A 23,033-nucleotide genomic window follows, 5' to 3' on the forward strand; every position below is an offset into this window, starting at 1 on the left:
CGAGGATCCGATCGTCCGAAGACTCCTCCGCCTTGGCGTAGTTGATCATGAGCGACGACCCCGCAACGATCGCGCAGACGGCGATCGAGATGACTCGACAGCTTCTCCGTCCGAACCACATATGTAAGAGACCCCCTCGTAACGCCACCATCGCGTCCCATTCTAGGCGAACGGCGGGGGGTAGGGTAGATGGGATCGGACAGATGCGATCGGACATGCCGGATCGAGTGACCCTGGCCCCTGGGCGACTGCGAACGGGCGGGCCGCTCAATAAGGGGCCACGAACGCTGCCACCGGATGCTTCAGTCGTTCACGGACGCGACGCCGCCGAGTCTACCGGCAGGACCATCGATTGACGCCGACCTCGACACGGCCCGAGCGGGCGGCTACTCTCCCTTGGGACTTGGAACGAGAAGGAGGTCGCGCCCTTCGATTCCCCGAGGGCGCCTTCCCGTTCCGGACCGCCCTTCTCAAAGAAAAGAGGGATGGAGTGGACAGACTGATCTACCTCGACAACGCCGCCACTTCTTACCCCAAGCCCGAGGAAGTCTACTCTTTCATGGATGACTTCTATCGGAAGAATGGCGTCAATCCGGGCCGGTCCGGTTATGACATGTGCCTGGTCGCCGGACAGATCCTCGAGGAGACACGGAAGCTCCTGACCCGCGAGTGGAACGGAACCGACCCAAACCGGCTCGTCTTCGGCTACAACTCGACCGACGCGCTGAACCTCGCCATCCTCGGCCTCCTACAACCGGGCGATCACGCGATCACAACGAACCTGGAGCACAACTCCGTCCTGCGGCCGCTCCATCTGCTATCTCTTTCGGGCGTCGAGGTCGAGCATGTTCCCTTCGACGCCAAGGGCTTCGTCCATCCCGATGAGTTCCGCAGAAGGATCAAGAAGAACACGCGGCTCGTCGCGGTCAACCACGGGTCAAACGTCATCGGCACCGTGCAGCCGATCGAAGCCATCGGACGGATCTGCCGCGAGAACGGCGTTCTCTTCCTGATCGACGCCTCGCAGACGGCGGGCATGATCCCGATCGACATGCAGTATCAGCACCTCGACGTCATCTGCTTCACCGGACACAAGTCCCTCATGGGCCCCATGGGGATCGGCGGCATGTACGTCCGTGAGGGCGTCGACATCAGCCATACGCGCGCCGGCGGGACCGGCGTGCGATCAGCCGTCCGCGCGCACCTCGATGAGTATCCCTATCGCATGGAGTACGGCACGCCGAACCTCCCGGGTATCGCGGGACTGAACGCGGGGGTCCGCTGGATTCAGAGCCGCGGGATCGGCAACATCTACCGCCATGAAATGGAGCTGCTCCGGCGGCTGCGGGACGGCCTTTCCTCGATCGACGGCGTCGTCCTCTACTGCCAGGACGATCTCCGCGACCACATCAGCGTTCTCATCTTCAACATCGTGGGATTGGAAGCGATGGACGTCGGGACGATGCTGGACGTCGACTATGGGATCGCCAGCCGCACCGGGCTGCACTGCGCGCCCCGCGTCCACGAGCAGCTCGGGATCGACAAGATCCACGGCGCCGTCCGGTTGGGCATCGGCCCCTTCAATACGCCCGAGGAAGTCGACGAGACCGTCGGGGCCGTTCGCGAGATAGCGAAGGTCGCGACGAAGAAGAAGCTCCAGCCGAGCTAGATCAGGCCGCGGCCGGCGCGGCGCGTTCGGGAGGGCGCGGATCGGAGGAAAGCCTCATCCGGGCCGCTCTTCATGCGCCCGGGATTTCTCCGCCCGCATTCAGGTGATCTCGAGATCGATGCGTGGGGGCCTCTGAAGCGTGGCGTGGATCGGGCAGACCTCCGCGATCCGCAGCACCGCGGGACGGCGGTCTTCGGGCACGTCGCGCGGGATCTCGAGGTCGGCCACGATGCCATCGATGCGGACCGGATCGCCCGCCATCTCGTAGGTCATCGAGACCGCCACGTGGCCGTCCCTCCACCCGTGTCGCTCGCAGTAGGAGCGCACCATCATGACGATGCAGGCCCCGAGGGATGCAACGAGCCATTCGGAGGGGGACGGACCGATGTCGCCTCCCCCGTCGGAGAGCGACATATCTCCCGTCCAGCGATGACCGCGAACCACGATCTCGGCTCCGCCGCCGGGCCGCCCCTTGACCGTGATCAGGTCCATCGCGCCGGCTTCACTCCGGCGCGACCAGCGCGCCTGCCACCAAGTCCATGACCTGGACGACTTTCATGTCGAGCCGGTAGTGCTTGACCACGTCGTTAAGGCCGTCGATGCAGTTGTGGCACATCGTGCAGAGAACCTTCGCCCCGGTCGCTTTGAGCTGCTCCGCCTTGATGCGGGCGACTTCGAGACGCAGGGGGCGGTACTCGGCCATGGAGAGTAGACCGCTCCCCCCCGTGCAGCAGTAGTTCTCCCGGCCGTTCGGGTGCATCTCCCGGAAGTCGGAACAGACGCGGCGCAGGACCCATCGGGGCTGAGCGATCAGGTCGCCGGAGCGCGCGATGTTGCACGAGTCGTGGAAGGTGACCGGATCGGGATTGCGAGAGGGATCGACCGTGATCCTCCCTTCGCGGATGTAGCGCTGGATCGTCACGACCACGGACTCTGTCGGGAGCTTCTGATCGTACCCGGCCCAGTTGTACCCCTCCCAGCGGGTCGAACGGTATCCGTGGCCGCATTCCGAGATGACGATCCGCTTTGCCTTGAGCCGCTCCGCCGCCTCGTATGCGTTGCGGGCGACGAATCCGCCGAGACGGTCATCGCCTGAGAAAAGGCCGAAATTCGTCTGGTCCCACCCCCATCGGGGCAGGGTCCAGGACTCCCCCGCGAGCTTGAAGATCTTCGCCGCGTTCGCGAGCGAACGGGGATCGAACTTCACCTCGCGCGGGTTGATCGTGTACATGAAGTCGCATCCCTCGACGTCGACCGGGAGATCGATCGACGGGTCCCCCGTCTCTGCCTGGAGCTCCTCCTTCACCCAGTCGATGGTCTCGAGGTAGTCCTGCTCCGAGACCCCCATCTGGTTGCCGGACTCCCACTGGTCCCGCGAGACGTTGAACACCCCTTCGGGAACGATCCCGAGATCTGCGAGGATGCCGCGCGCGAAGCGGACGATGGCGGCGTTCTCGACCCCCATCGGGCAGTTCATCGTGCAGCGGCGGCACGCGCTGCAAGTCCCGAAGACGACGTTCTTGAGCCGGTTCAGGTCCTCGTCGCTCGCGGGTCTCTTGGCATGCACCAGCCCTGGAACCAGCCGTCCCGTCCAGCCGACGATGCGCTTGTACATGCGCCGAACCTGGTCCGCCTTGTAGGCGGGGACCATGCGCGGGTCGTCGGGGCGGGCGAGAGCGTAGTGGCACGAATCGGCACAGAGCCCGCAGTGGACGCACGCCTCCAACGAGGCCACCAGGCTCCGGTTCAGCTTCCTCCGCACGAGATCCGCGAACCGGCCTGGGTTATTCTGCGCCGCGTCATATGTCATCAGGTCGCCCCGACCTACCGAAGGGAGGGACTGTCCGGCGGCTTTCTCCTGTGAGCCGGTCTCGAGGGGAAGCGAGAGGATCCTGTCGATGTCGACCCTGTCCTCTTCCGGACGCACTGTCAGATCCCCTCCGCGTCGACCCGCGCCCGCCGTGCGACCACGCCGCGGTGTCCGAGCGTGTGCCCGAGAAAGATACGGGTGAACGGGTAGTAGAGATAGTGGCAGACCTTCGAGAACGGCACGTAAACGAGGAAGAGCGCCGTCAACGCGAAGAAGGCGATCGCGGGCCCCTCCCCCCAGTCCGCGGGCGCCGCCAGCAGAAGCGCGGCGGTGGCGAAGAAGACAATCGTGAGAACCAGCGAAAGATAGTCGTCAGGGGTGCTGATCAGTCGGAGCCCGGGGCGCCGGATGCGTCGTGCGAGCCGCCCCAGGCCGATCATAAGGGCCGCGATCAGCGTTGCGAGCATCACCGGGCGCACACCATGCCCGACGAGGAGACCGGGGGCGTAGGGAACGATGAAGGACAGCGCAATGGCCGCGAGGACTCCGGCGTGGAAGAGCGCGAACTGGACATAGAAGACCGGATCCGAACGGGTCGATTCCATCTGCCACGGCATCAGGACGTTCATGAGCGAGGATTGCACCCCGGCCCTCGCGCTCCCGGCTGCGAAGGTGCGCTCGGTGCGGTGGGGGAAGCGGAAGATCCAGAGGAGCTTCAGGACATAGACGATCCCGAGGAATGACAGAGCGACGATCTGCACCTCGTCCTGGAGCACGCGCAGGAGCGGACTCATCGATGGCTCCCCTTCCACGAAGCCTCTGTTCTCTAGACGCAGCCGTCGGGTTTCGGAAGGCCGGCGACTTTGCAGGCTCCCTTCGCCGGTCCGGAGGGGAACAGATCGTAGATCTGACGAAGCGGAATGCCGGTGGTCTTGCACATCGTTCGCACCATCGGCGCCAGATTCGTCTCGAGGAAGTGGCTCCTGATGAAGCGGACGACTTTCCAGTGGTCATCAGTGAGGGTCTGCAGACCTTCCTGGTCCTTGGCAAGGGCAAGTGCCACGCCGTCGTCCCACTCCTGAGGTCTAAGCAGGAACCCTTCCTCGTTGAGTTCGAGCGTTCTTCCTTGATAGTCGAGATGCGGCATGGTCGCCCTCCCCGCAGGGCATTCTATCCTTTTTGATCTTGCGGAGAAAGCCGGACGCCGCCTTGCACGGGAGGTTCGATCGGGCCGTCTCTGCCGAGCTCCCATGCGCCAGCATGTTCGCCGACACCCCCAGGGCGATCGATCTTGCCTCCCCGTGATCGATCGCAGCCGACGGACCCCGATCGAACCAACCCCTGCGCGATCTGAGGAAAGCAGGAAGCCTGCCGCTCCGCGGATCTTTGCGAGAATCCGCAACCGCTTGACCGGCGGGAGAATCGGCCGATGCGATCGCTCGGCGAACCGGCAGGCGGCGTGAATGTTACGGGGGAAGCGACACCCGGCGACATCGCTCATCCGGATGTCGCCTTGTGTCTCGGATCGCCCGGGTCATGAGAAGCCCAGCAACTCCGACATCCGCTGCGCGTTTCTCGCCGCGCGCCCCGCGTGGCAGTTATTGAAGAAGAGGTAGGTGTCTGTCGTTCGACTCCCGAGGTCCTGGATCGACGAGAGCCACTCGAGCAGCTCCGAATCCGGATAGTCGTAGTCGTACCGGTCGCCTCCCCCCCTCCCCCACCAGTTGGCCGCGTTCCTGCCATGGAAGCGAACGTACCCCACGCCGTTCGTCTCCTCGACGATCGCCGGGAAGAGGCCCGGCAGACGGGGCTCGTCGACCGCGCAGAAGCCGAGCCCCATCTCCCTCAGCTCCTCGAAGGTCTCCCGCCCGGCCCACGAGTCGTGACGGAACTCGACGAAGACCGGCCTCCCCCCCATCCCGTCCCCGATCCTTCTCAGGTGCTCGACGTTCTCGACGCTACGCTTGAACGCCCAGGGGAACTGGGCGAGCGCGCCATGGAACTTGCCCGCCTCCTCGAGAGGAGAGACGACATCGAGAAAGGCGCGGAAGTGCGCGGGATCCGACACGCGCTTGTGCGTGACATCCTGGTGCATCTTGACGAGGAAGCGGAAGCCGTCGGGGGTCTTCCTCTCCATCTGCCGCAGGACGACCGGATGCGGAAGGCGATAGTAGGTGGAGTTCACTTCGACGGCCTTGAACTTGGTCGCGTAGTGGTTCAGACGGTTTCCCGGTCGGGTCCCGGGAGGATAGAAGACGCCCGCCCAGTCATCGAAGGAGTACCCCGAGGTGCCGATCCAGATCATCGCTCGCTCCTGCCCTTACCGCTCGTAGTGGACCCGATCAGAGATGCCCTCCTGATCGCTGAGCCCCCAAAGGAGTCCCTGATCCGATCGATCGCGGAGTCCAGCACGCCGTCGCCCCGTGCTTCGAACAGGTCCTCCATGAAGGGGGCCCCCCGCGCATCGCTCAGGGACGCGGCCGAGACGCCCACCATCCTCACCGGGCGAGGAGGAACCTCCCTCGAGTATAGTCCCCACGCGCTCTGAAAGAGAGCGCGGGTCGATGATGCCGTCCGCGCGAGCCTGGACTGCCTTCCAATCAAGGTCCAGTCGCACATCCGCACCTTCAAGCGGACTTCTCGAGACATCAGCGAGACCGCGCGAAGATCTCCCGAGACCTTCTCGCATAGCCCGAGCAAGACGGCCCGCAGGACGCTCGGATCGCGCGAATCCCTCGGCAGCGTGTACTCGTGCCCGATCGACTTCGCCCTCGGCCTCTGGTGATAAGGAACCAGAGGACTGCGATCCTCCCCGCGCGCCGCCGCTTTGAGTGCGGGGCCGATCACCCCGAACATCCTGTGCAGAAGGCTCTCGGGGGCATCGGAGAGGTCATCGACTGTCACGATTCCCATAGCTTCCAGCTTCCTCCGCGTCGCCGCCCCGATTCCGTAGATGCTCGACACCGACTGATCCCCGAATCTCCGCAGGAAGGCCTCGCGATCCAGCAGAGCGATCCCGGCGGGCTTGCCGAGCGACGAGGCGGTCTTGGCGAGCAGCTTGTTCTCCCCCACCCCGACGCTGCAGGAAAGCGAGAGCCGGCAGAGGACCTCGGACCGGATCGAGGCGGCGAGCAAGGCCCCCTGCCGGACCTCCTCGACCAGGCCGCTCGCGTCGAGGAACGCTTCGTCGATGCTCGCCATTTCGACCATCGGTGTGTAGTCCAACAGCAACCGCAGAAACCGAGTGGAGAGATCGAAGTAGCGGGGAGGATGGCAGGGCAGGAAGACGGCGTGGGGGCAGAGGCGATGGGCCTCGACCAGCGACATTCCTGACCGGACCCCGTGCTCACGAGCCTCGTACGAAGCGGACGCGACGACTCCCCTTTCGCCCGGACGCCCTCCGACGACAAGCGCCTTCCCCTTCAGGGCAGGCGCCGCAAGCGTCTCTGCGGCCGCGAAGAATGCGTCCAGATCGACGTGGAGGATGACCCGTTCCGGGAGGCTCCCCATGATTCCACCTCGACTTCAAGATACCATACGAATGTACGTCCCCCCCAAGATCATTCGCCTGGCTGACTAATCTTGTAACGCATTACCGCCCAAGGTATTAGGAATCGGAGGAGGGAGCCTGACGATCTGCCCTACTTGCCCCCGTAGAGCCCCGGAAGCCAGAGGCTCATAGCCGGCCAGTAGGTGATCACCATCAAGGCGAGCAGCAGAACGACGAGGAACGGAATGACCGCCCGGTAGACCTCGGTGATCCTCCTCCCGAAGCGGAAGGAGGAGATGAAGAGGTTCAGCCCGAACGGAGGCGTCAGGAAGCCGATCTCGAGATTGGTCATGAAGATGATCCCGAGATGGACCAGGTTCACGTCGTACTCGAGCGCGATCGGGACGATCAGCGGGACCACGATCATCGCCGAGAAGATCTCCATCAGCGATCCGATCACGAGCAAGAGGATGTTGAGCACGAGAAGGAAGAGGAACTTGCTCGTGATCCATCCCCGCGTCCAGTCGAGAATCTGCATCGGGATCTGCGCGTCGATCAGGTAGTTCGTGAGGCCGAGCGCGCAGCCGAGGATGATGAGGATGCCGCCCACGAGCGTCATGCTCTCAACCGCGATCGCGGGGATCCTCTTCCACGGAATGTCCCGGTAGATCAGAACCTCGACGATCAACGCGTAGAGCGCTGTCACGGTCGCCGCTTCCGTGACGGTCAGCTTCCCGCCGTAGATTCCGCCCAGGATGATCACCGGAAGAGGGATCTCCCATGCGGCCGCGCGCAGGGAGGGAAGCACATCCTTCAGTCCCTCGCGCAGGGGGATCCTTCGCATGAGCGCGCCGCCCCGCCCTTCGCGAAAGGCGAGGGCCGACAGGACCACGATCAGGAAGATCCCAGGAAGGAGGCCCGCCAAGAAGAGCCGGTCGATTTCGGGCGCGGCGCCGGGGGGAAGCGCCATGCCGCTGGCGCTCTGCGAAGCGACGTAGCTGTAGAGGATCATCCCCAGGCTCGGCGGGAAGAGGAAGCCGAGGCTTCCCGACGTCGTGAGGAGCCCCATCGAGTAGCCCTTGCTGAACCCCTCCTTGAGGAGGGCGGGCATGAGGAGCCCGCCCATCGCGACGATCGTGACTCCGCTGCCGCCGGTGAAGGCGGTGAAGATGGCGCAGGCGATCATGGCGACGAGCGCGAGGCTGCCGGGGATCCAGCCGAAGAGGGATCTCGTCAGGCGCACCAGACGCTCGGGCGTCTTGCTCTCCGCAAAGAGATATCCCGCGAAGGTGAACATCGGAACCGAGAGGAGGATCGGCGAGGTCCCCAGGCGCGTCATCTCGGTCAGCACCGCTCCCGAGGAGATCCCGGCGATCGCGAAGGCGATCAGAGCCGCGGCGGCGAGCACGACGAAGAGAGGCGTGCCGAGCAGAGCGAGCACGACAAGGAGCGGGATGACGAGCCAGCTCACGGCTCACCCCGCCGAGGAGCCGGCCAGATCGCCTGCACCAGGAAGCGGTAGGTCAGCAGTCCGAATCCCAAGAAGAGGATCGACTGCGTGAGCCAGGAGGGAATCCCCAGAAACGGGCTGGTCCCGTACTGATATTCGTCTCGAAGAAACGCGTAAGCGCCGTTGGCAAGAAACGCGCAGCAGATCGAGGAGAGGACCGACAGGACGCGCGAGACCTGCCCTCCGATCCGCGCGGAGAGAAGCCTGTGAAGCACGTCGATGTGAAGATGGCGGGCGTGGGATGTGGCGGTCAGCGCGCCGAGGAAGGCGAGCCAGAGGACGAGGGCGCGAACCAGCGGATCGATCCAGAGCAGGCCGCTCCGGAAGAGATTGCGCAGGACGATCTGGAGCCCAGAGAGGCTCAGCATCACGACGAGGATGAGGCAGAAGAGGATCCCCTCGAGCCAGGCCGTCCAGCGATCGTAGCGCTCGCCGCCGAGAACGCGCCGCAGGAGCACGCGCGCGAGCAACGCAAGGAGGATCAAACCTCCCATGGCGACAAGGAGCGTCCCGCCGGGGCGCAGGAAGGAGAGCGGAAGGTCCCCCTCCGGACTCATCGTCCGGCGGCGCCCGCCGCGGTCCTGGCTTCCTCCAGGGCCTTCATCGTCCGATCGAGGATCTCCCTCTGGTAGAGGGTCGCTGCGAGCTTCTCGCGGACGACCCGCCCGATCTCCTCGAAGCCCGCCTTCTCCGCGTCGGTCAGGGCGACGACCTTGATCCCCTTCTCCGCGAGGACCTGCGCGCTGGTCTCGTTGTCCTTCGTGGTGGCGATCGCGAGCCGATCGAAGTACTTCCGCGCGAGCCTCTTGACCGTCGCCTGCGCCGCGGGGCTGATCTGCTCGAAGGCTTGCCGCGAGACGACGACGGCTCCTTGCGCGTGCGTGACCGGAAGATCTGTCATGTGGGAAACGCGGGTGAACCACTGAAGGGCGATGCAGGCGAGCGTCGATGTGTACACGGCGTCGATGAGGCCCGTCTGCAGCGAGGTGACGACATCCGTGATCGGCAGAGGCACGGGGGAAACCCCGAGCGTCTTCAAGAACGCCTCCGCGAGCGGATCCCCTTCCCAGAGCCACATCCGCACCTTTCGCAGATCCTCCGTGCTGCGGATCGGACTCTTGGTGAACAGATAGACGAACCCCACGTCGGACCAGCCGAGCAGCTCGAATCCCGCGCCACGAAGCTCCTGCTCGAAGACCGGACCCATCCGCTCCTGAACCGCGCGAACCTCTTCGGTCGTGCGGAAGAAGAAGGGGACCTCCATGACGCGCAGGTCAGGGGCGATCTCCCCCAGGCCGACGCCCGTGAACCCGCCTCCGTGGAGCTGGCCGAGACGGATCTTGCGCAGGACGACAGCCTCGTCCCCCTGCACGCCTCCCGGGTAGAAGCGGAAGCCGACCTCGCTGGCCGTGCTGTCGCGGACCTCCGCGTCGAGCTGCTCCATCAGGCGCATCCAGGTCGATCCCTCCGGAGCGAGGGTGGCGATCTTGATCTCCACCTTCGGCCGGGGCCTTCCCGCCGCCGCCGCGTCGCACACGACCTGCGCGGAGACGGCAAGGATCAGGGCTGCGAGCATGGCGCCCCGCGCGAGCAGGCTTCTAGAACCAGTCATCCTTCATCTCCATGAGGATCCGGGCCTTCCTCCTCGCGACCTCGTTGAGCAACCGGTAGCCGGGCTCGATGTCGGCCGGGGCATCGAGGACTTCCCGCACAACCTCGGTGAAGCACTCCTCGTCGAGCACCGCGCGGCAGTAGTACCTGGCGTAGAGCGTCTGGAAGATCAGCATCCGCCGGCCCGACAGGCGAAACGCCTCTTCGAAGTGCATCCGGGCTTCCTCCGGCTTTCCCCCCATCATTACCGGTTTCATGCCCTTCAAGGTCCCCGCCATCGCGTGCGGCAGCCCCATCATGTAGTCCGGATCAAGCGCAAGAACCCTCTCCAGAATCGCTTCCGCGAGCGGTAGCTCGGCGATCGCGGCCGGATCATCGACGTTCCGTCCAACCCACGCCGCCCAGGAAGCCCCGGTCCAGAAGAGAAGAGGAACGTCCTCGACCCGCGCGTCGAGGAGCCCCCGCTGGAAGGAGTTGAAGTCCTCCTCCGGCCTGAACCAGCTCTTCCTCGCGAGCGCCTGCCGGCCGAGCGTCACGCCCTGGCGGTAGACGAGGGCGGCCTGCCCCAGATCGCGATCCTCGACGAATCCGAAGCCGTAGTAGAAATAGAGCTGGGCGGTCAGGGCCCAGAGATCCCGATTCCCTGGATCGCTGGCGCAGAGGCCGCGGAGCAGGAGGAGATTCGCCGGGATTCCCTTCTCTACCGTCTCGATGTCCTCGTCCCCATAGAGCGATTCGACCGTCCTCTCGAGGATCGGGACCATCGTCCCCACTGCCGTCCGGCGGGCGACTCCGCATCCTGCCGCCAGGAGCAGGCAGAGGGGAAGAACGGGAACGAAGGATCTCATGCGTCTGGCCATAGGACCGCGATTCTAGGTCAGAGCGGGACCGGTAGCCAGAGCCTCTCCTGGCCCTGCCTCTCCTGGCCCTGCCGTCTCACCCGGCCCCCGCGCGGATTCTCGTCTTGTCCCCAGCGCCCGGCCCCGCGCCGGCCGAGGGGGAAGCGCCCCGGCAGCGCTTGTGGATGAAAGGGGGAGAAGAGATGGAACTTCACGGCCCCGAAGCTGTTATCCTACCGTCGCCCGCAAGGCTCCGGCCCTCTCGGCGCCCAGCGCATCCCGGGACGCCTTGACGGACCGAGCGGCGAATCCCTAGCGTTCTATCCTGTCGCGCGTCGGGACCCGTACGGACGGGTCATGGGAGGAGGATCATGGTTGAAGTTCAAAACCTGAGGAAGGCCTTTGGGCCGACGGTGGCGGTCGATGACGTCACCTTCGATGTCGCCAAAGGGGAGATCCTCGGGTTCCTCGGGCCGAACGGGGCGGGCAAGAGCACGACGATGCGGATTCTGACCTGCTACATCCCGCCGGACGCCGGAGGGGCCCGCGTCGCGGGCTTCGACATCGCCACGCAGTCGATCGAGGTCAGGCGGCGCATCGGCTACCTTCCCGAGAACGCCCCGCTCTATCTCGACATGTACGTGACCGACTACCTCCAGTTCGTCACTGAATTGCGGGGACTGCCGGTCGAGTCGCGCGAGAGGAAGATCCGCGCGATGATCGACCTCTGCGGACTGGGGGATGTCCAGCACCGGCTGGTCGGCGAGCTCTCGAAGGGGTTCAAGCAGCGCGTCGGTCTGGCCCAGACGCTCATCCACGACCCGGAGGTCCTGATCCTCGACGAGCCGACCACCGGGCTGGACCCGAACCAGATCGTCCAGATCCGCGAGCTGATCAAGCGGATCGGCCGGGAGAAGACGACGCTGCTGTCGACGCACATCCTCCAGGAGGTCGAGGCGACCTGCACGAGGGTGCAGATCATCAATGACGGGCGCCTGATCGCCCAGGGGACCACCGAGGAGCTGACGAGCTTCGCCACGGGCGAGGCCCGCGTCGTCATGCGCGTATCGGCCGGAAGGGACAGGGTCGAGCCGAAGCTCCGATCCCTCCCCGGACTGAAGGGACTGCGGGATCTGGGCGGACCCGGCGAGACCGGCGCGCGCTTCGAGGTCATCGTCGCGGGCGAGGAGAAGGACAGCGCCACCGAGGAGGCGATCTTCCGGCTGGCGGTCGAGAGCGGCTGGACCCTGACGGAGCTCAAGCGCGAGACGCAGAGCCTCGAGCAGGTCTTCCAGAAACTCACGCGGGGAGACGCATAGACGATGGAAACCGTGATTCCGATCTTCAAGAAGGAGTTCCGCAGCTACTTCACATCCCCCATCGCCTACATCTTCATCACCGTGTTCTTGGTGATCCTCCACGGCCTCCTCTTCTGGGCGACCGGCTTTCTGGTCATCGCCCAGGCCGACCTCAGAGACTTCTTCGGGTTGATATCCATCATGCTGATCTTCTTCGTCCCGGCGATCTCGATGCGGTTGTGGGCGGAGGAGATGAAGGTCGGGACGATGGAGCTCTTGATGACATTTCCCGTGCGGGACTGGGAGGCTGTGGCGGGCAAGTTCCTCGCCGCGCTGGCGATGATCGCCGTGACGATCCTCCTGACTCTCCCGTTCCCCATCAGCGTCGCCCTCGTCGGCAAGCCGGACGCGGGGCCCATCGTGGGGGGATACCTCGGGGCTCTCCTGCTCGGAGCGGCTTATCTCGCGATCGGCTCGTGGACCTCGAGCACGACGTCCAACCAGATCGTGAGCTTCATCATTTCGCTCCTGATCCTCCTGGTCGGCAGCCTGGGGCTGGACTGGGTCCGACAGTTCTCTCCCTCCCAGCTTGCGCCGTGGCTCGCCTACCTGAGCCTGCGAACTCACTTCGACAACATCACGCGGGGGGTGATCGACATCCGAGACATCGTCTACTACCTCTCGATCATCGGCTTCTTCCTCTACCTCAACGTCCGCTCCGTTGAGAGCAGGAAGTGGAGATAGGAGGGGACGATGGAGAACAAGAAGAATCGCCGTGGCGTCGCGACGGGAATCTACTCCGCGACGATCGTCCTGCTCGTGGCGCTCGTCCTGGCGGCGGGCAACATGGTCGCCTCGCGGATCCTGGGGAGGATCGACCTGACGCGGGACCAGGAGTTCACCATATCGAAGGCGACCCGTGAGATCCTGCGGGGGCTCGATGACGTCGTCACCATCAGGGTCTGCTTCTCGAAGAAGCTGCCGCCGAACCTCGCCATGCTGCGGCGGAGCATCGACGACGTGCTGCGCGCCTACCAGGCCTACTCGCGGGGCAAGGTCAGGGTCGAATACATCGACCCCGCCGATAGCCCTGAGGAGGAGCAGAACCTCCGCTATCTCGGGATCCCGCAGGTGCAGCTGAATGTGGTCGAGAAGGACCAGCTCCAGGTGATCAACGGTTACATGGGGATCCTGATCAAGTACGCCGACCGGCACCAGGCGATCCCCATCGTCCAGGACGTCTACACCCTGGAATATGACCTGACGGCCGGGATCCTGCAGATCCTGTCGCAGGAGAAGCGGATCGTCGGATTCCTGAGCGGCACGAACGCGCCGGAGCTGACGCGGGAGTTCGAATCGCTCGGCCAGATCCTCTCGAAGAGCTATCAGATCCGGCCCGTGGACCTGCAGCAGGGCAGGACCGGAGTCCCCCCGGAGATCAAGACCCTCGTGGTGGCCAGGCCGCAGTCGATCCCGGAGAGGATCCAGTGGCAGATCGACCAGTTCCTGATGAAGGGCGGCCGCGTCCTCTTCATGGTCGACGCGATGCGTCTGGACGAGCAGATCGGCCTGCAGAGCCCGATCCCCGTCCTCTCCGGCATCGAGGAGATGCTCGCCCACTATGGCGTCCGGCCTCAGCGGGCCCTCGTGCAGGATCGCGCCCCCTTCATCGAAAACGCGGGCTTCGCCCAGGGCTTCGTCCGCTATTCGGTCGCCTATCCTCTCTGGCCGAAGATCCCGCACAAGAACATGTCCCAGGGCAGTCCGATCACGAGCCGCCTGGAGGCCGTCGTTCTGCCGTGGACCGCGCCCCTGGATCTTCTCGTCCAAGAGGACGCCGGTGGGGCCTCAGGCAAGGACACGACGGCCGCCATCGGATCCTCGCGCCAGCCGAACGTGCGCGCGACCGTGCTCGCTCGCTCATCCCCGCACGCGACCCTGCAGAAGGGACGGTTTGACCTGACGCCGCCCAATCCCTTCCAGCAGCTCCGCCAGACGGACGAAGGGCAGAGCTACCCGCTCGCCGTGGCCCTGGTCGGACGATTCCAGTCCTACTTCGCGGGCAAGCCGGTCCCCGCGGTTCCGGGAGACACGACAGGCGTGGTCGGCTCCGGTGAGATCGCGCTCACGGAGAGCCCGGAGACTCAGGTCATCGTGATCGGCAACTCGACCTTCGCCTACTCGAACTTCCTGGCCATGTTCCCGGGGAACGAGGAGTTCACGCTGAACGCGATCGACTGGATGACGCTCGGCGACCGGCTCATCGCGATCCGATCGCGAGGGGCGAGCGATCGGCCGCTCGGACTCGCGTCGGGGGGCGGGAAGGCGGTCTTCAAGTATCTGAACACCTTCGGGATGGCGCTGCTCGTCGCCATCTTCGGAGTCATCCGGTTGTCGACGCGGAGGCGGTCGAGGCAGCGGATCGCGACCCAGGCCGCCGCGTCGGAGGGGAAGTGACGATGCGCGGACGCACTCTCTTGATCCTGCTGGCCATCCTGGTCGTCTTTGGAGGAATCGTCCTGCTGTTCGACACGAATCGAAAGAGCGCGACCGAGCCATCGGAGAGGCCGCTCTTTCCTGCCTTGAAAGTCGACCAGGTCGACCAGATCACGATTCGCTCCGCGGGGAAGGAAACGACTCTCGAGAAGCGCGGGACGAAGTGGCATGTCGCCACCGAGGGCGGGTTCGAGGCGGACCAGAAGGCGGTTCAGGACATCGTCGACCGCCTGCCTCGCCTCTTCGCCGACCGCGTCGTCTCGACGAATCCGGCGAATCGACCTCTGTTCAGCGTCGACTCGACAGGGACGGAGATCCGGATCGGGCAAAAGGGGAAGGAGGTCGCTCACTTCTTCGTCGGCAAGCCGGGCGAGGACTTCCACAGCACCTACGTCCGGGCGGCGGACTCCGACAAGGTCGTGCAGGTGCCGGAGTACCTGCCGAGCCTCTTCCAGCGGGGCGACACCTGGCGTGACCGGGTGATCTTCTCCTTCGAGGAGGCCAATGTCGCGAAGTACGAGTACAAGTCCCCCAGTCGAGGGCGGCTCTCGGCCAGCAGGGACGAGAGCGGCGCCTGGAAGATCGACGATCCCGAACCTGCGCCGATCCAGCCCGGGAAGATGGACCCCACGATCAGGCAGCTCTCCCGCCTGCGCGCCGCCGCTTTCGCGGACGATGTCATGCCGGCCGAGGCGGGGATCGAGATCGATTCGACGCGGGTGACGGTGACGCTGGCCGACGGCTCGGTCCACTCCCTCGTCATCGGGGGGCAGACGACCTCAAGCCAGGTCTTCGTCAAGCGCGACGGCGCGGACCAGATCTATCGGCTCGCGCGCGGGACGCTCACGCAGCTTCTTCCTGCGAGGGCGAGCCTCGTGGGAGAGGGGCTCTAGGCCGGCTCCGCCAGAAGCTCGTCTCGGTAGGCGAACAGGCTGAAGATCCCGCCCGTGTGCAGAAAGAGGACTTCCTCATCGCGCGGGATCGTGCCGTCCGCGAGCAGATCGATCATCGCCAGGAAGGCTTTCCCCGTGTAGACCGGATCGAGAAAGATCCCCTCCTCCCGCGCCATCCTCCGCGCGAGATCGAGAAGACGGGGGTAGGTCTTCGCGTAGCCGGGCCCCTTGTAACCCTCGACGACATCGATCTCATCGGCGCGAATCTCATCCCCGATCCCGAACCGCCCGCGGAACTCCCGCGCGATCTCGATCACGCGACCGCGGAAGTAGGCAGCGTCGTCGCAGACGGCGACGCCCCAGGGACGGATGCGGAGCCCGAGCAGGCGGATCCCGAGGTGAAGCCCCGCCAGGGTCCCCGCCGATCCCGTCGCGCAGACGAGATGCGCCATCCGATCCGCGAGACCCTGCCGCCGGAGCTCATCGAGCATCGCGATATATCCCCAGGCGCCGAGCGCGTTCGATCCCCCCTCGACGATCGGGTACGGCCGCCGTCCTTCCGAACGAAGACGATCCGCCTCCGCCCTCATGATCGCGTCGCGATCGCGATACTCCTCAGGCGTGATCGTCACGACCCGCGCGCCGGCGAGGAGGTCGAGCAAGAGGTTCCCCTCGGGGACTGCCGGCCGATCGGCGCGCAGGAAGAGGACCGAGTCGATCCCCAGCCGGCGTGCCGCGATCGCGGTGGCGCGGCAGTGGTTCGACTGGGTCCCGCCGCACGTGATGACGACGTCGCAGCGCCCTTCCAACGCCTCGGCCAGGAGGAACTCGAGCTTGCGCACCTTGTTGCCCGACAGGTCGGAGCCTGACTGGTCGTCACGCTTGATCCAGACGGGAGCACCGTCCCTGAGCGGGAAGCGCGAGATCTGCTCCACCCGCGTCGGGAAGCACCCGAGGGAAACCCGCGGCGGATAAGGAAGGTCCATCGTCACCTGGATGGGGCCGGCGGGCGCTGCGACGGCCACAGCCGCCGAGAGATGTCAAGGGACCCCGACGGGTTCCCGCAGCCCCGCGCCGCGAACGCGAACCTAGCGGGGCGAAGGGGACCCTCGGGGTCCCCATCCCGTGAAACAGATGGCTGACTCCACGGGGCGCGCAAGGCGAGAGTCTCCTCCGTGCTCAAGAGAGCCTAGCGGAGCCTCATGAAGTCGTTGAAGACGACGACGGCGATCAGCGCGAGCAGAAGGAGCATGCCGACCTGCTGGGTCCAGAGCTTGAACTTGGTCCCCAGGGGGCGCCGGCGGATTCCCTCGACAAGAACAAGAACGAGGTGACCGCCGTCGAGCGCGGGGACCGGGAGGATGTTCAGGAAGCCGATGTTCACGCTGATGATCGCGAGCAACTCGATCAGATCCCCCATCCCCTGCCGGGCCGTCTCGCCCGTGATCCGGGCGATCCCCACCGGACCCGCCAGGTCCTTGACGGAGGCCTTCCCGGTGATGAGCAGGACGATCGAACGCGCCGTCCGATCGAGGATCGTCCAGGTCGCGGTCCACCCATAGACGAACGCCTTGCCGAACCCCACCTGCTCGTACTGCGGCTGCGGGCTGATCCCGATCTTGCCGATCGGGGCTTCTTGCCCCTCCTGCGCTTCGGAGCGCGTCCTGACCACGATGCTCTTGCGCTCCCCGCCCCTCTCGAAGTCGACCGTGATCTCCTGATCCGGTCGCTCGTAGATCTGCTGGACCAGATCCTCCCACAGCCGGACCTCGGTCCCTTCGATCGCGATCAGCCGATCTCCTTTGCGGAGTCCCGCCTTCGCCGCGGGGTAGCCGGGGATCGGGCGATCGATGACGGTCGGGACCTCGTCGGGCAGGGTCGGGACCCCGCGCGTCGCGTAGACGCCCCAGAGCACGACTCCCGCCAAGATCAGATTCATGAAGACGCCGGCGCAGACGACCACGACCTTCTGCCAGATCCTCTTGTTCATGAAGAGGCGCGGATCGTTGGGATCGAACTGGTCGGGGTTCTCGAGCGACTCGTCGATCATCCCGGCCATCTTCACGTAGCCGCCGAGCGGAACCCACGAAATCCTGTACTCGGTCTCCCCCCGCTTGAGCGCGGCCAGCTTCCAGCCGAATCCTATCGAGAAGCGATCGACCCTGATGCCTACGGCACGGGCGGCAAGGAAGTGCCCGATCTCGTGGACCAGGATGATCACGCCGACGACGAGAATGAACGATGCGACGTACTCCATGCAGGCTCCCTATCGACCCTTGGCCAGGCGATCGCTCGCGCGAACAGCCGCCATCTTCGCGTGAGTCCTCAATCCCTGCGTCCGCCCAGGAGCCCCGCCCTCATCAGGAAGTAGACGAGGGTGAGGATCGCAGAGGCCGCCGCGGCCACGTAGGTCATCGCCGCCGCGTTCAGGACGCTCCTTGCCCCCGCCACCTCCGCGTCGGTCGACGCGATCCCCTCGCTGCGGACGAGGGCGATGGCGCGCCTGGAGGCGTCGATCTCGACGGGGAGCGTGACGAGTTGGAACAGGACGACCGCGGAGAAGAGAACGATGCCCGCGTAGAGCAGGCCGGTCACGTTGAAGAGCAGGCCGATGATCATGATCGGCCAGGCGAGATTCGATCCGATCGATGTGACCGGAACCAAGGCCGTGCGGAACTGCAGAGGCAGGTATCCGCGGGCGTGCTGGAGAGCGTGACCCGCCTCGTGGGCGGCGACTCCGATGCTGGCCAGAGAGCGTCCGTCATGAACGTCCGGCGAGAGACGGAGAACCTTTACCCTGGGGTCGTAGTGATCCGACAGGAAACCGCCGACTTTCTCGACCTGCACACCCAGGCCGGCTCGGCTCACGATTCTTCTTGCCGCCTCGGCTCCCGACATCCCCGTCGAGACGCCTACCCGCGAGAAGCGGGAGAAGGCGCTCTTGACCCATATCTGGGCCACGATCGACAGCAGCAGCGCCGGGCCGACGATCATGAAGTAGAGGGGGTCAAGTCCCCAGAACATAGGAGACGCTCCTTGCCGCGCCGGAACCCGCTGGCACGACCATTGCAGAACACCGAAACCTCTGGTAGGTTCTCGCCCGAGGATCAGGACGATCCTCAAAGGCCAACGCTACCAAATCGCAGGCGGAGCGACAACTCCGCCGGATGCAGAGGTGGATCAGACGGTCAGGGGCGACACCTCAGGCGATGGCATCGATCTGAGCATCGTCGTGCCGGCAGGCGACCAGGGACGGTCTCTCATGACGACCCTGGATGCTGCGGCCGGCGCTCGGCGAGGCCTGTCCTCGTCCGTGTCGGAGATCATCGTCGTCCAGGACGGAGATCGCCTCGAAACCGCCCGCGCCGTCGCTTCCTTCGCCCGCGATCATCCCGGCACATTCCTCCTACGCAATCCGGGGAGCCTCGGTTGCGGGTACTCGGCCCGCCACGGCGTGCTCCTCTCCCGGGGGGAGCGGATCCTGCTCGCGAGTCCGGGGATCGCCTTCGGGGAGGAGCAGCTTCGGGAGATGGCACGGCTTCTCTCGGAAGGCAACGATCTGGTCGTCGCGTCCACGGGCCCCAATGGGACCCGCCCCCTTCCCCCCGTGAAGATCCGCAAGGAACTGCTTGCGCGCTCGGTCCAGACCACGCTCCGTCTCTTGAGCCGGCAACGCGTCCTGCGCACCTGCCGTTTCCTGCATCTCTACCGCAGGCGCGCGGCTTTCGAGATCTACCGTCGGCAGAGGCTCGACGATGCAAGCTTCGTGCTGGAGGTCCTCTACCTCGCGAGGCGGTTCCGCTATTCGGTCTTCGAGGTCGCCCATCGCGACCTCGAGGGAACAGATCTGCAGACCACGGATATGACCGGATCGCCCGCGGGGATCGGGCAGCTCGTCCGCATACGGATGAACCGCCTCCGCGGCGATTACGGCTAGACGGGCTCAAGCCGGACCAGACCCCGGGGGCAGATGCGATCCACAGGCGTCAGGAGCGGCGACAGAAGGAGCGGGGGCGGAGTCCGAGAGAGCGGCGCATCGAGACCGGGGATCCCGGAGGCGCGCCATGCCGGCGCCCCGGGGCGCGACTGGGCGCCCCTTGTCCTCTTCGCCGTCGCTTGCGCAGAGCGGCTCGCCTTCCTCCTCGGCGGCAAGGATCGGACGTGGCCCTTCACGGTCTTCTATGAGGGGGACGCGGAGCACTTCTACGCATACGCGCAGGCGATCCTGCGCGGAGGAAGCTACGACAACGGCATCCCCTTCCATCCGCCCCTCTTCCCGCTGATCCTCTCCTTGATCCACGCGGTGAGCGGCGATCCGGTCCGCCACCTCTTGGCGCGAAGCATCCTGGGAGTCGCGAGCGCGCTCTTCGCCCCGATGCTCTATCTCTTCGCGCGGGATTCCCTGGGAAGAAGCGCGGCGCTCGCGGCGGGACTGCTGGCGGCGCTGTCGTTCGGCCTCGATGCCCTCGGCACCTCCGCGACGAGCGAGGGGGTCTATCTCCTCTTGCTCCTGGGACTGCTCTTGCTCGCGCGCGGGATCCCGGCGGGAGGCCGCGCGGCGTCGTTGCGCGGAGCGGCCATCGGAGCGGGAACCGGCTTGCTCTCGCTCGCCCGCGCGGAAGGCGCGGCGGTCGGCCTTCCCCTCCTCGCGATATGGCTCGGGGGCCTCACCCGGAGCGAGCCCAGGCGCGCGCTGCGTCTCGCGTTCGCTGCGGCCGCGGGGTTCATCCTCGTTCTGGCGCCGTGGACGATCCGCAACGCCGTTCGGCTCTCCGAGTGGAATCGGACGGTCGGCCGTTCGATCGATGTCCGTCTTCCGACCTTCGTCCCCTTGACCGCGTACGGCCCGCTGAACTTCGCCCTCGCGAACAACGATCTCGCGACCGGCGGATTCCAGCGCGCGATCCTCACATCGCGAAGCGGCGCGCCCGTGCTGGATCTCGCCGATCCGCAGCACAGCCACTACTTCCTGCGCGGGACGGGAGAGGGGATCGGCTGGATCGCCTCCCATCCGGGCCGCTTCGTGCGCCTCTGTCTCGTGAAGGTCGAGATCGCGAGCCGCGCCCTCGACCTGGGATGGCTTCCCTGGAACGTCCCGATGGGCCGAAGCGGGACGCGGCTGCCCGTCGACCTCTTCGCGCCGAGGGGAACCGGCCTGCGCTATGTCCAGCTCGGCCTGTGCGCCTGGGGATTGCTGCTCCTGCTGCGAAGGGGGGGCAGCCGGAAGAGCGTCCTGCTCCTCGCGCTTCCCCCGCTCGCGGTTCTCCTGACGACGCTTCTCTCCTTCGGCTACGTCCGCTTCGGGATGATCGCCGCGGCCTTTCTCTTCGCCTTCGAGGGGGTGGCCCTCGCGTGGATCGCTGGGAAGGCGCCCGAGCGCATTCGATCGCTCGTGCGAAGGACTCCCGTCTGGGGGGCGCTCCTCGCCCTGCTCCTGGCCACGCTCATCTACGGAGCCGCTCAGAGCAGGGATTATCGCGCGAGCGGCACGACCGATGCGCCCGGCGGCAAGCTCCTGCGCGACGCGCCGATCCAAATCGAGCCGCTCGGCCGCTGACGGTCTCCGGCCGCCCGGAGGCTCCGCAGTGCGACGCCAAGGCGAGCGCGGCGCCGATGCGATGTCGGGCGGCAACGCTCCACTCCGCGCGAGCAGTCGCGCGAAGGAGCCTCCGGGCAGCAGGGCGACAAGGCTCTTGCAGGAGCGGCCTACGGTCCCTGCAGGATGAGCGCCGGCGTCCTTCCCGCCAGGACTTCCTCGATGTGGAGGAGGCGCTCGCTCAGGTGCTTCTCCTCGGGTTTCGCCGCCGCGGCGCGCCGCAGGTGATCGCGCGCCCTCACGAGATCGTCCCTCGAGGGGGACTCTCCCCGCCGCTCGATCGACGCGTAGCGCGACTCGAGCGTCGTGGCGAGAGCGGAGGCGACCATCGTCTCCTCCATCCCCGCTTCCCAGGAGCGCGTGAGCAGCTCGATCGCCGCGTCGTGCTCCCCCTGGAGGGCGCGCGCGATCCCCGCGTGATAGAGATACCTCGGATCGAAGCGGAACTGACTCGCCCGAAGGAAGGCCTCGACCGCCTCGGGGTAGGCCTTCTGATAGAAGGCGGCATAGCCGTACCCCGCCCAGATCTCGGGATCCCTCGGATTGGACGGAGCGAGCCTGCGGAAGAAGCCCAGGGCGGCCTTCGTGTCGTTCGCGCGCAGGGCGAGGCGCGCCTTCATGTCGAGCGCCATCCAGTTGTCGGGATCGATCTCGAGCGCCTTGTCGTACTGGGCCTGCGCTTCGTCGATGCGGTTCAGGATGAAGTAGCTCGTTCCCAGGAGGATCCTCGTCCGCGCGTTGCCCGGATAGGTCTCCACGCACTCCCGGTAGTAGGCGAGCGAGGTCTCGTACTCCTTGCGCTCGTAGTAGTACTTCCCCAGCTCCTCCGCCCCGTAGGCCCGGGCGAAGGTGGGGAAGTCACGGCGGACCTCGTCGAAGCGCCGGACCGTCGCCTCGCGCGAGGCGTTCATCGCGAGCCACGGCGCCGTCAAGAGAAGAGCGGCCCAGAAAGCGGCGAGCCTCACGGAGGGCAGTCGCCCGCCTTCCGCGGCCGGGGCTCCCTCCGCCAGTGGCGCGCCCCCGGCAGCCGGGCCGCCCCCGGCAGCGGAGCCGCCGCGCGCGAGATCCGCCTCCCATAGCCTCGCCGCCAGGAGGGCGAATCCCGCCACCTGTGGGGTCATAAGATCCCAATCCCTCGCGGCGCCCAGCTTGCGGTCGAGAAGCAGGAACGGCGCGAGGAACGCCGCGACCTGGACCGCGAGGAATGCGATCTCGGGCTCCCGAAGCCGCGCGAGCAGAACCCGCCGCTTCGAGACGATGAGCCAGCCGGTCACGGGCGCGACGAGGAGGAGCCAGTTGGCGACATCCTTGAGATGACGCAGGCCGAGGAGCCCGTGAGGGCCGGTGAGGCCGATCAGCAACTGCCGCTGGTTCTTGCTCTCGATGAAGTCGCGCCTGAACCACCCCGCGTCATACCCCAGGGCAAGGTGGATCGCGATCGCGGCCGCGGGAAGCGCCAGGGCCGGAAGGAGAATCTGGAGCGGCCAGGCCGGACGCCTCTTCCTCCGCGCTCCGGGGAAGAAGGTCAGAAGGAGAAGGGCGGGAAGGGCGAAAACCGCCGTCGTGTGAAAGAAGAAGGCGATCCCGTAGAAGAGGCCGGGGACCCAAGGCGGGCACTCGCCGCGTTGCGCCATCGCGCCCGTCCAGAGGAAGCCGAGCATTCCGATCGACAGGTAGGCGTACGATTCCACATAGCCGCAGTAAATGAGCGTCGGGGCCGCGAGGATGAAGAGCGAGAAGGCGAGCATCTTCCCGGCCGGGTTCATCCGGGCGCGCCGCAAGATGAGAAGCGCCGTCAGCGCCGCCAGAAACCCCGCGATC

21 protein-coding genes are annotated in these 23,033 nt (G+C 66.0%); 7 read left to right on the forward strand and 14 right to left on the reverse strand.

The genetic code is table 11. From position 1 onward, the window contains the following. Window positions 1-490 precede the first annotated feature (490 nt). A complete protein-coding gene (locus tag FJY88_04965; protein ID MBM3286686.1) occupies window positions 491-1,669 on the forward strand; it encodes an aminotransferase class V-fold PLP-dependent enzyme in 1,179 nt (392 codons plus the stop codon). A 99-nt stretch (window positions 1,670-1,768) separates the two neighbouring features. Here the strand turns inward: FJY88_04965 and FJY88_04970 are convergent, their stop codons facing one another. The 10 genes from FJY88_04970 to FJY88_05015 form a co-directional block, all read right to left on the reverse strand. Then, window positions 1,769-2,161 carry an OsmC family protein gene (locus FJY88_04970; GenBank protein ID MBM3286687.1) on the reverse strand — a complete coding sequence of 131 codons (393 nt, stop codon included), beginning with the start codon at window positions 2,159-2,161 and terminating at the stop codon, window positions 1,769-1,771. A 10-nt stretch (window positions 2,162-2,171) separates the two neighbouring features. Next, window positions 2,172-3,596: a (Fe-S)-binding protein gene (locus FJY88_04975; protein MBM3286688.1), complete on the reverse strand. Its 1,425-nt coding sequence runs from the start codon at window positions 3,594-3,596 to the stop codon at window positions 2,172-2,174. Window positions 3,597-3,598: 2 nt separating this feature from the next. After that, window positions 3,599-4,273 (reverse strand): hypothetical protein, encoded by a 675-nt coding sequence (locus tag FJY88_04980; GenBank protein MBM3286689.1) that lies wholly within the window; start codon window positions 4,271-4,273, stop codon window positions 3,599-3,601. Between the two features lie 32 nt (window positions 4,274-4,305). Next, entirely contained in the window at window positions 4,306-4,626 is a 321-nt protein-coding gene (gene tusE / locus FJY88_04985) for a TusE/DsrC/DsvC family sulfur relay protein (GenBank protein ID MBM3286690.1), read from the reverse strand. Window positions 4,627-5,013: 387 nt separating this feature from the next. Then, window positions 5,014-5,784, reverse strand: coding sequence for a DUF72 domain-containing protein (locus FJY88_04990; protein ID MBM3286691.1), 771 nt, complete (start codon window positions 5,782-5,784; stop codon window positions 5,014-5,016). Then, window positions 5,781-6,989, reverse strand: coding sequence for a DNA polymerase IV (gene dinB / locus FJY88_04995; GenBank protein MBM3286692.1), 1,209 nt, complete (start codon window positions 6,987-6,989; stop codon window positions 5,781-5,783). The genes FJY88_04990 and dinB overlap by 4 nt, the downstream gene beginning before the upstream one ends. Window positions 6,990-7,120: 131 nt before the next feature. Continuing rightward, complete coding sequence (locus FJY88_05000; protein MBM3286693.1) at window positions 7,121-8,440, reverse strand: TRAP transporter large permease subunit; 1,320 nt, start codon at window positions 8,438-8,440, stop codon at window positions 7,121-7,123. Next, window positions 8,437-9,036 (reverse strand): TRAP transporter small permease, encoded by a 600-nt coding sequence (locus tag FJY88_05005; GenBank protein ID MBM3286694.1) that lies wholly within the window; start codon window positions 9,034-9,036, stop codon window positions 8,437-8,439. The genes FJY88_05000 and FJY88_05005 overlap by 4 nt, the downstream gene beginning before the upstream one ends. Continuing rightward, on the reverse strand, window positions 9,033-10,091 hold the full coding sequence (locus FJY88_05010; GenBank protein ID MBM3286695.1) for an ABC transporter substrate-binding protein: 1,059 nt from the start codon (window positions 10,089-10,091) through the stop codon (window positions 9,033-9,035). Before FJY88_05010 ends, FJY88_05005 begins: the two co-directional genes overlap by 4 nt. Then, the gene (locus tag FJY88_05015; protein ID MBM3286696.1) at window positions 10,078-10,950 is read right to left on the reverse strand and encodes a hypothetical protein; all 873 of its coding nucleotides are present in this window, start codon (window positions 10,948-10,950) and stop codon (window positions 10,078-10,080) included. Before FJY88_05015 ends, FJY88_05010 begins: the two co-directional genes overlap by 14 nt. Before the next feature lie 350 nt (window positions 10,951-11,300). Here FJY88_05015 and FJY88_05020 point away from each other — a divergent pair, with 350 nt between their 5' ends. The 4 genes from FJY88_05020 to FJY88_05035 are packed head-to-tail and all read left to right on the forward strand — an operon-like array spanning window position 11,301 to window position 15,616. Next, window positions 11,301-12,248 carry an ATP-binding cassette domain-containing protein gene (locus FJY88_05020; GenBank protein MBM3286697.1) on the forward strand — a complete coding sequence of 316 codons (948 nt, stop codon included), beginning with the start codon at window positions 11,301-11,303 and terminating at the stop codon, window positions 12,246-12,248. A 3-nt stretch (window positions 12,249-12,251) separates the two neighbouring features. Then, complete coding sequence (locus tag FJY88_05025; protein MBM3286698.1) at window positions 12,252-12,971, forward strand: ABC transporter; 720 nt, start codon at window positions 12,252-12,254, stop codon at window positions 12,969-12,971. Window positions 12,972-12,980: 9 nt separating this feature from the next. Further along, a complete protein-coding gene (locus FJY88_05030; protein ID MBM3286699.1) occupies window positions 12,981-14,684 on the forward strand; it encodes a hypothetical protein in 1,704 nt (567 codons plus the stop codon). Between the two features lie 2 nt (window positions 14,685-14,686). After that, complete coding sequence (locus tag FJY88_05035) at window positions 14,687-15,616, forward strand: DUF4340 domain-containing protein (GenBank protein ID MBM3286700.1); 930 nt, start codon at window positions 14,687-14,689, stop codon at window positions 15,614-15,616. On the opposite strand, the gene FJY88_05040 is transcribed toward FJY88_05035, so the two are convergent. From FJY88_05040 to FJY88_05050, 3 genes are all read right to left on the reverse strand, one after another. Continuing rightward, entirely contained in the window at window positions 15,613-16,602 is a 990-nt protein-coding gene (locus FJY88_05040; GenBank protein ID MBM3286701.1) for a D-cysteine desulfhydrase family protein, read from the reverse strand. The two genes, FJY88_05035 and FJY88_05040, sit on opposite strands and share 4 nt — an antisense overlap. 203 nt (window positions 16,603-16,805) lie before the next feature. Further along, window positions 16,806-17,873 carry an RIP metalloprotease RseP gene (gene rseP / locus FJY88_05045; protein MBM3286702.1) on the reverse strand — a complete coding sequence of 356 codons (1,068 nt, stop codon included), beginning with the start codon at window positions 17,871-17,873 and terminating at the stop codon, window positions 16,806-16,808. Between the two features lie 68 nt (window positions 17,874-17,941). Continuing rightward, on the reverse strand, window positions 17,942-18,640 hold the full coding sequence (locus FJY88_05050) for a zinc metallopeptidase (GenBank protein ID MBM3286703.1): 699 nt from the start codon (window positions 18,638-18,640) through the stop codon (window positions 17,942-17,944). A 151-nt stretch (window positions 18,641-18,791) separates the two neighbouring features. On the opposite strand from FJY88_05050, the gene FJY88_05055 reads away from it, so the two are divergent. Together FJY88_05055 and FJY88_05060 are read left to right on the forward strand one after the other, a co-directional pair. Beyond that, window positions 18,792-19,553, forward strand: coding sequence for a glycosyltransferase (locus FJY88_05055; GenBank protein MBM3286704.1), 762 nt, complete (start codon window positions 18,792-18,794; stop codon window positions 19,551-19,553). 33 nt (window positions 19,554-19,586) lie between these two features. Continuing rightward, on the forward strand, window positions 19,587-21,173 hold the full coding sequence (locus FJY88_05060) for a hypothetical protein (protein ID MBM3286705.1): 1,587 nt from the start codon (window positions 19,587-19,589) through the stop codon (window positions 21,171-21,173). A gap of 149 nt (window positions 21,174-21,322) precedes the next feature. Here FJY88_05060 and FJY88_05065 read toward each other — a convergent pair. Beyond that, window positions 21,323-23,033: tetratricopeptide repeat protein (locus FJY88_05065; GenBank protein MBM3286706.1), on the reverse strand; the 1,711-nt coding region annotated here is incomplete at its 5' end.

The sequence above is a fragment of the Candidatus Eisenbacteria bacterium genome, assembly GCA_016867495.1.
Lineage (GTDB): Bacteria > Eisenbacteria > RBG-16-71-46 > CAIMUX01 > VGJL01 > VGJL01.

What these genes read in the sequence shown, in the direction of transcription:
- FJY88_05025 (MBM3286698.1), top strand. Translation starts at nt 12,252, where the DNA reads ATGGAAACCGTGATTCCGATCTTCAAGAAGGAGTTCCGCAGCTACTTC.
- FJY88_05020 (MBM3286697.1), top strand. Translation starts at nt 11,301, where the DNA reads ATGGTTGAAGTTCAAAACCTGAGGAAGGCCTTTGGGCCGACGGTGGCG.
- FJY88_05035 (MBM3286700.1), top strand. Translation starts at nt 14,687, where the DNA reads ATGCGCGGACGCACTCTCTTGATCCTGCTGGCCATCCTGGTCGTCTTT.
- FJY88_05050 (MBM3286703.1), bottom strand. Translation starts at nt 18,640, where the DNA reads ATGTTCTGGGGACTTGACCCCCTCTACTTCATGATCGTCGGCCCGGCG.
- rseP (MBM3286702.1), bottom strand. Translation starts at nt 17,873, where the DNA reads ATGGAGTACGTCGCATCGTTCATTCTCGTCGTCGGCGTGATCATCCTG.
- dinB (MBM3286692.1), bottom strand. Translation starts at nt 6,989, where the DNA reads ATGGGGAGCCTCCCGGAACGGGTCATCCTCCACGTCGATCTGGACGCA.
- FJY88_05040 (MBM3286701.1), bottom strand. Translation starts at nt 16,602, where the DNA reads ATGGACCTTCCTTATCCGCCGCGGGTTTCCCTCGGGTGCTTCCCGACG.
- FJY88_05030 (MBM3286699.1), top strand. Translation starts at nt 12,981, where the DNA reads ATGGAGAACAAGAAGAATCGCCGTGGCGTCGCGACGGGAATCTACTCC.
- FJY88_04990 (MBM3286691.1), bottom strand. Translation starts at nt 5,784, where the DNA reads ATGATCTGGATCGGCACCTCGGGGTACTCCTTCGATGACTGGGCGGGC.
- FJY88_05005 (MBM3286694.1), bottom strand. Translation starts at nt 9,036, where the DNA reads ATGAGTCCGGAGGGGGACCTTCCGCTCTCCTTCCTGCGCCCCGGCGGG.
- FJY88_04980 (MBM3286689.1), bottom strand. Translation starts at nt 4,273, where the DNA reads ATGAGTCCGCTCCTGCGCGTGCTCCAGGACGAGGTGCAGATCGTCGCT.
- FJY88_04970 (MBM3286687.1), bottom strand. Translation starts at nt 2,161, where the DNA reads ATGGACCTGATCACGGTCAAGGGGCGGCCCGGCGGCGGAGCCGAGATC.
- FJY88_05015 (MBM3286696.1), bottom strand. Translation starts at nt 10,950, where the DNA reads ATGGCCAGACGCATGAGATCCTTCGTTCCCGTTCTTCCCCTCTGCCTG.
- tusE (MBM3286690.1), bottom strand. Translation starts at nt 4,626, where the DNA reads ATGCCGCATCTCGACTATCAAGGAAGAACGCTCGAACTCAACGAGGAA.
- FJY88_05010 (MBM3286695.1), bottom strand. Translation starts at nt 10,091, where the DNA reads ATGACTGGTTCTAGAAGCCTGCTCGCGCGGGGCGCCATGCTCGCAGCC.
- FJY88_05060 (MBM3286705.1), top strand. Translation starts at nt 19,587, where the DNA reads ATGCGATCCACAGGCGTCAGGAGCGGCGACAGAAGGAGCGGGGGCGGA.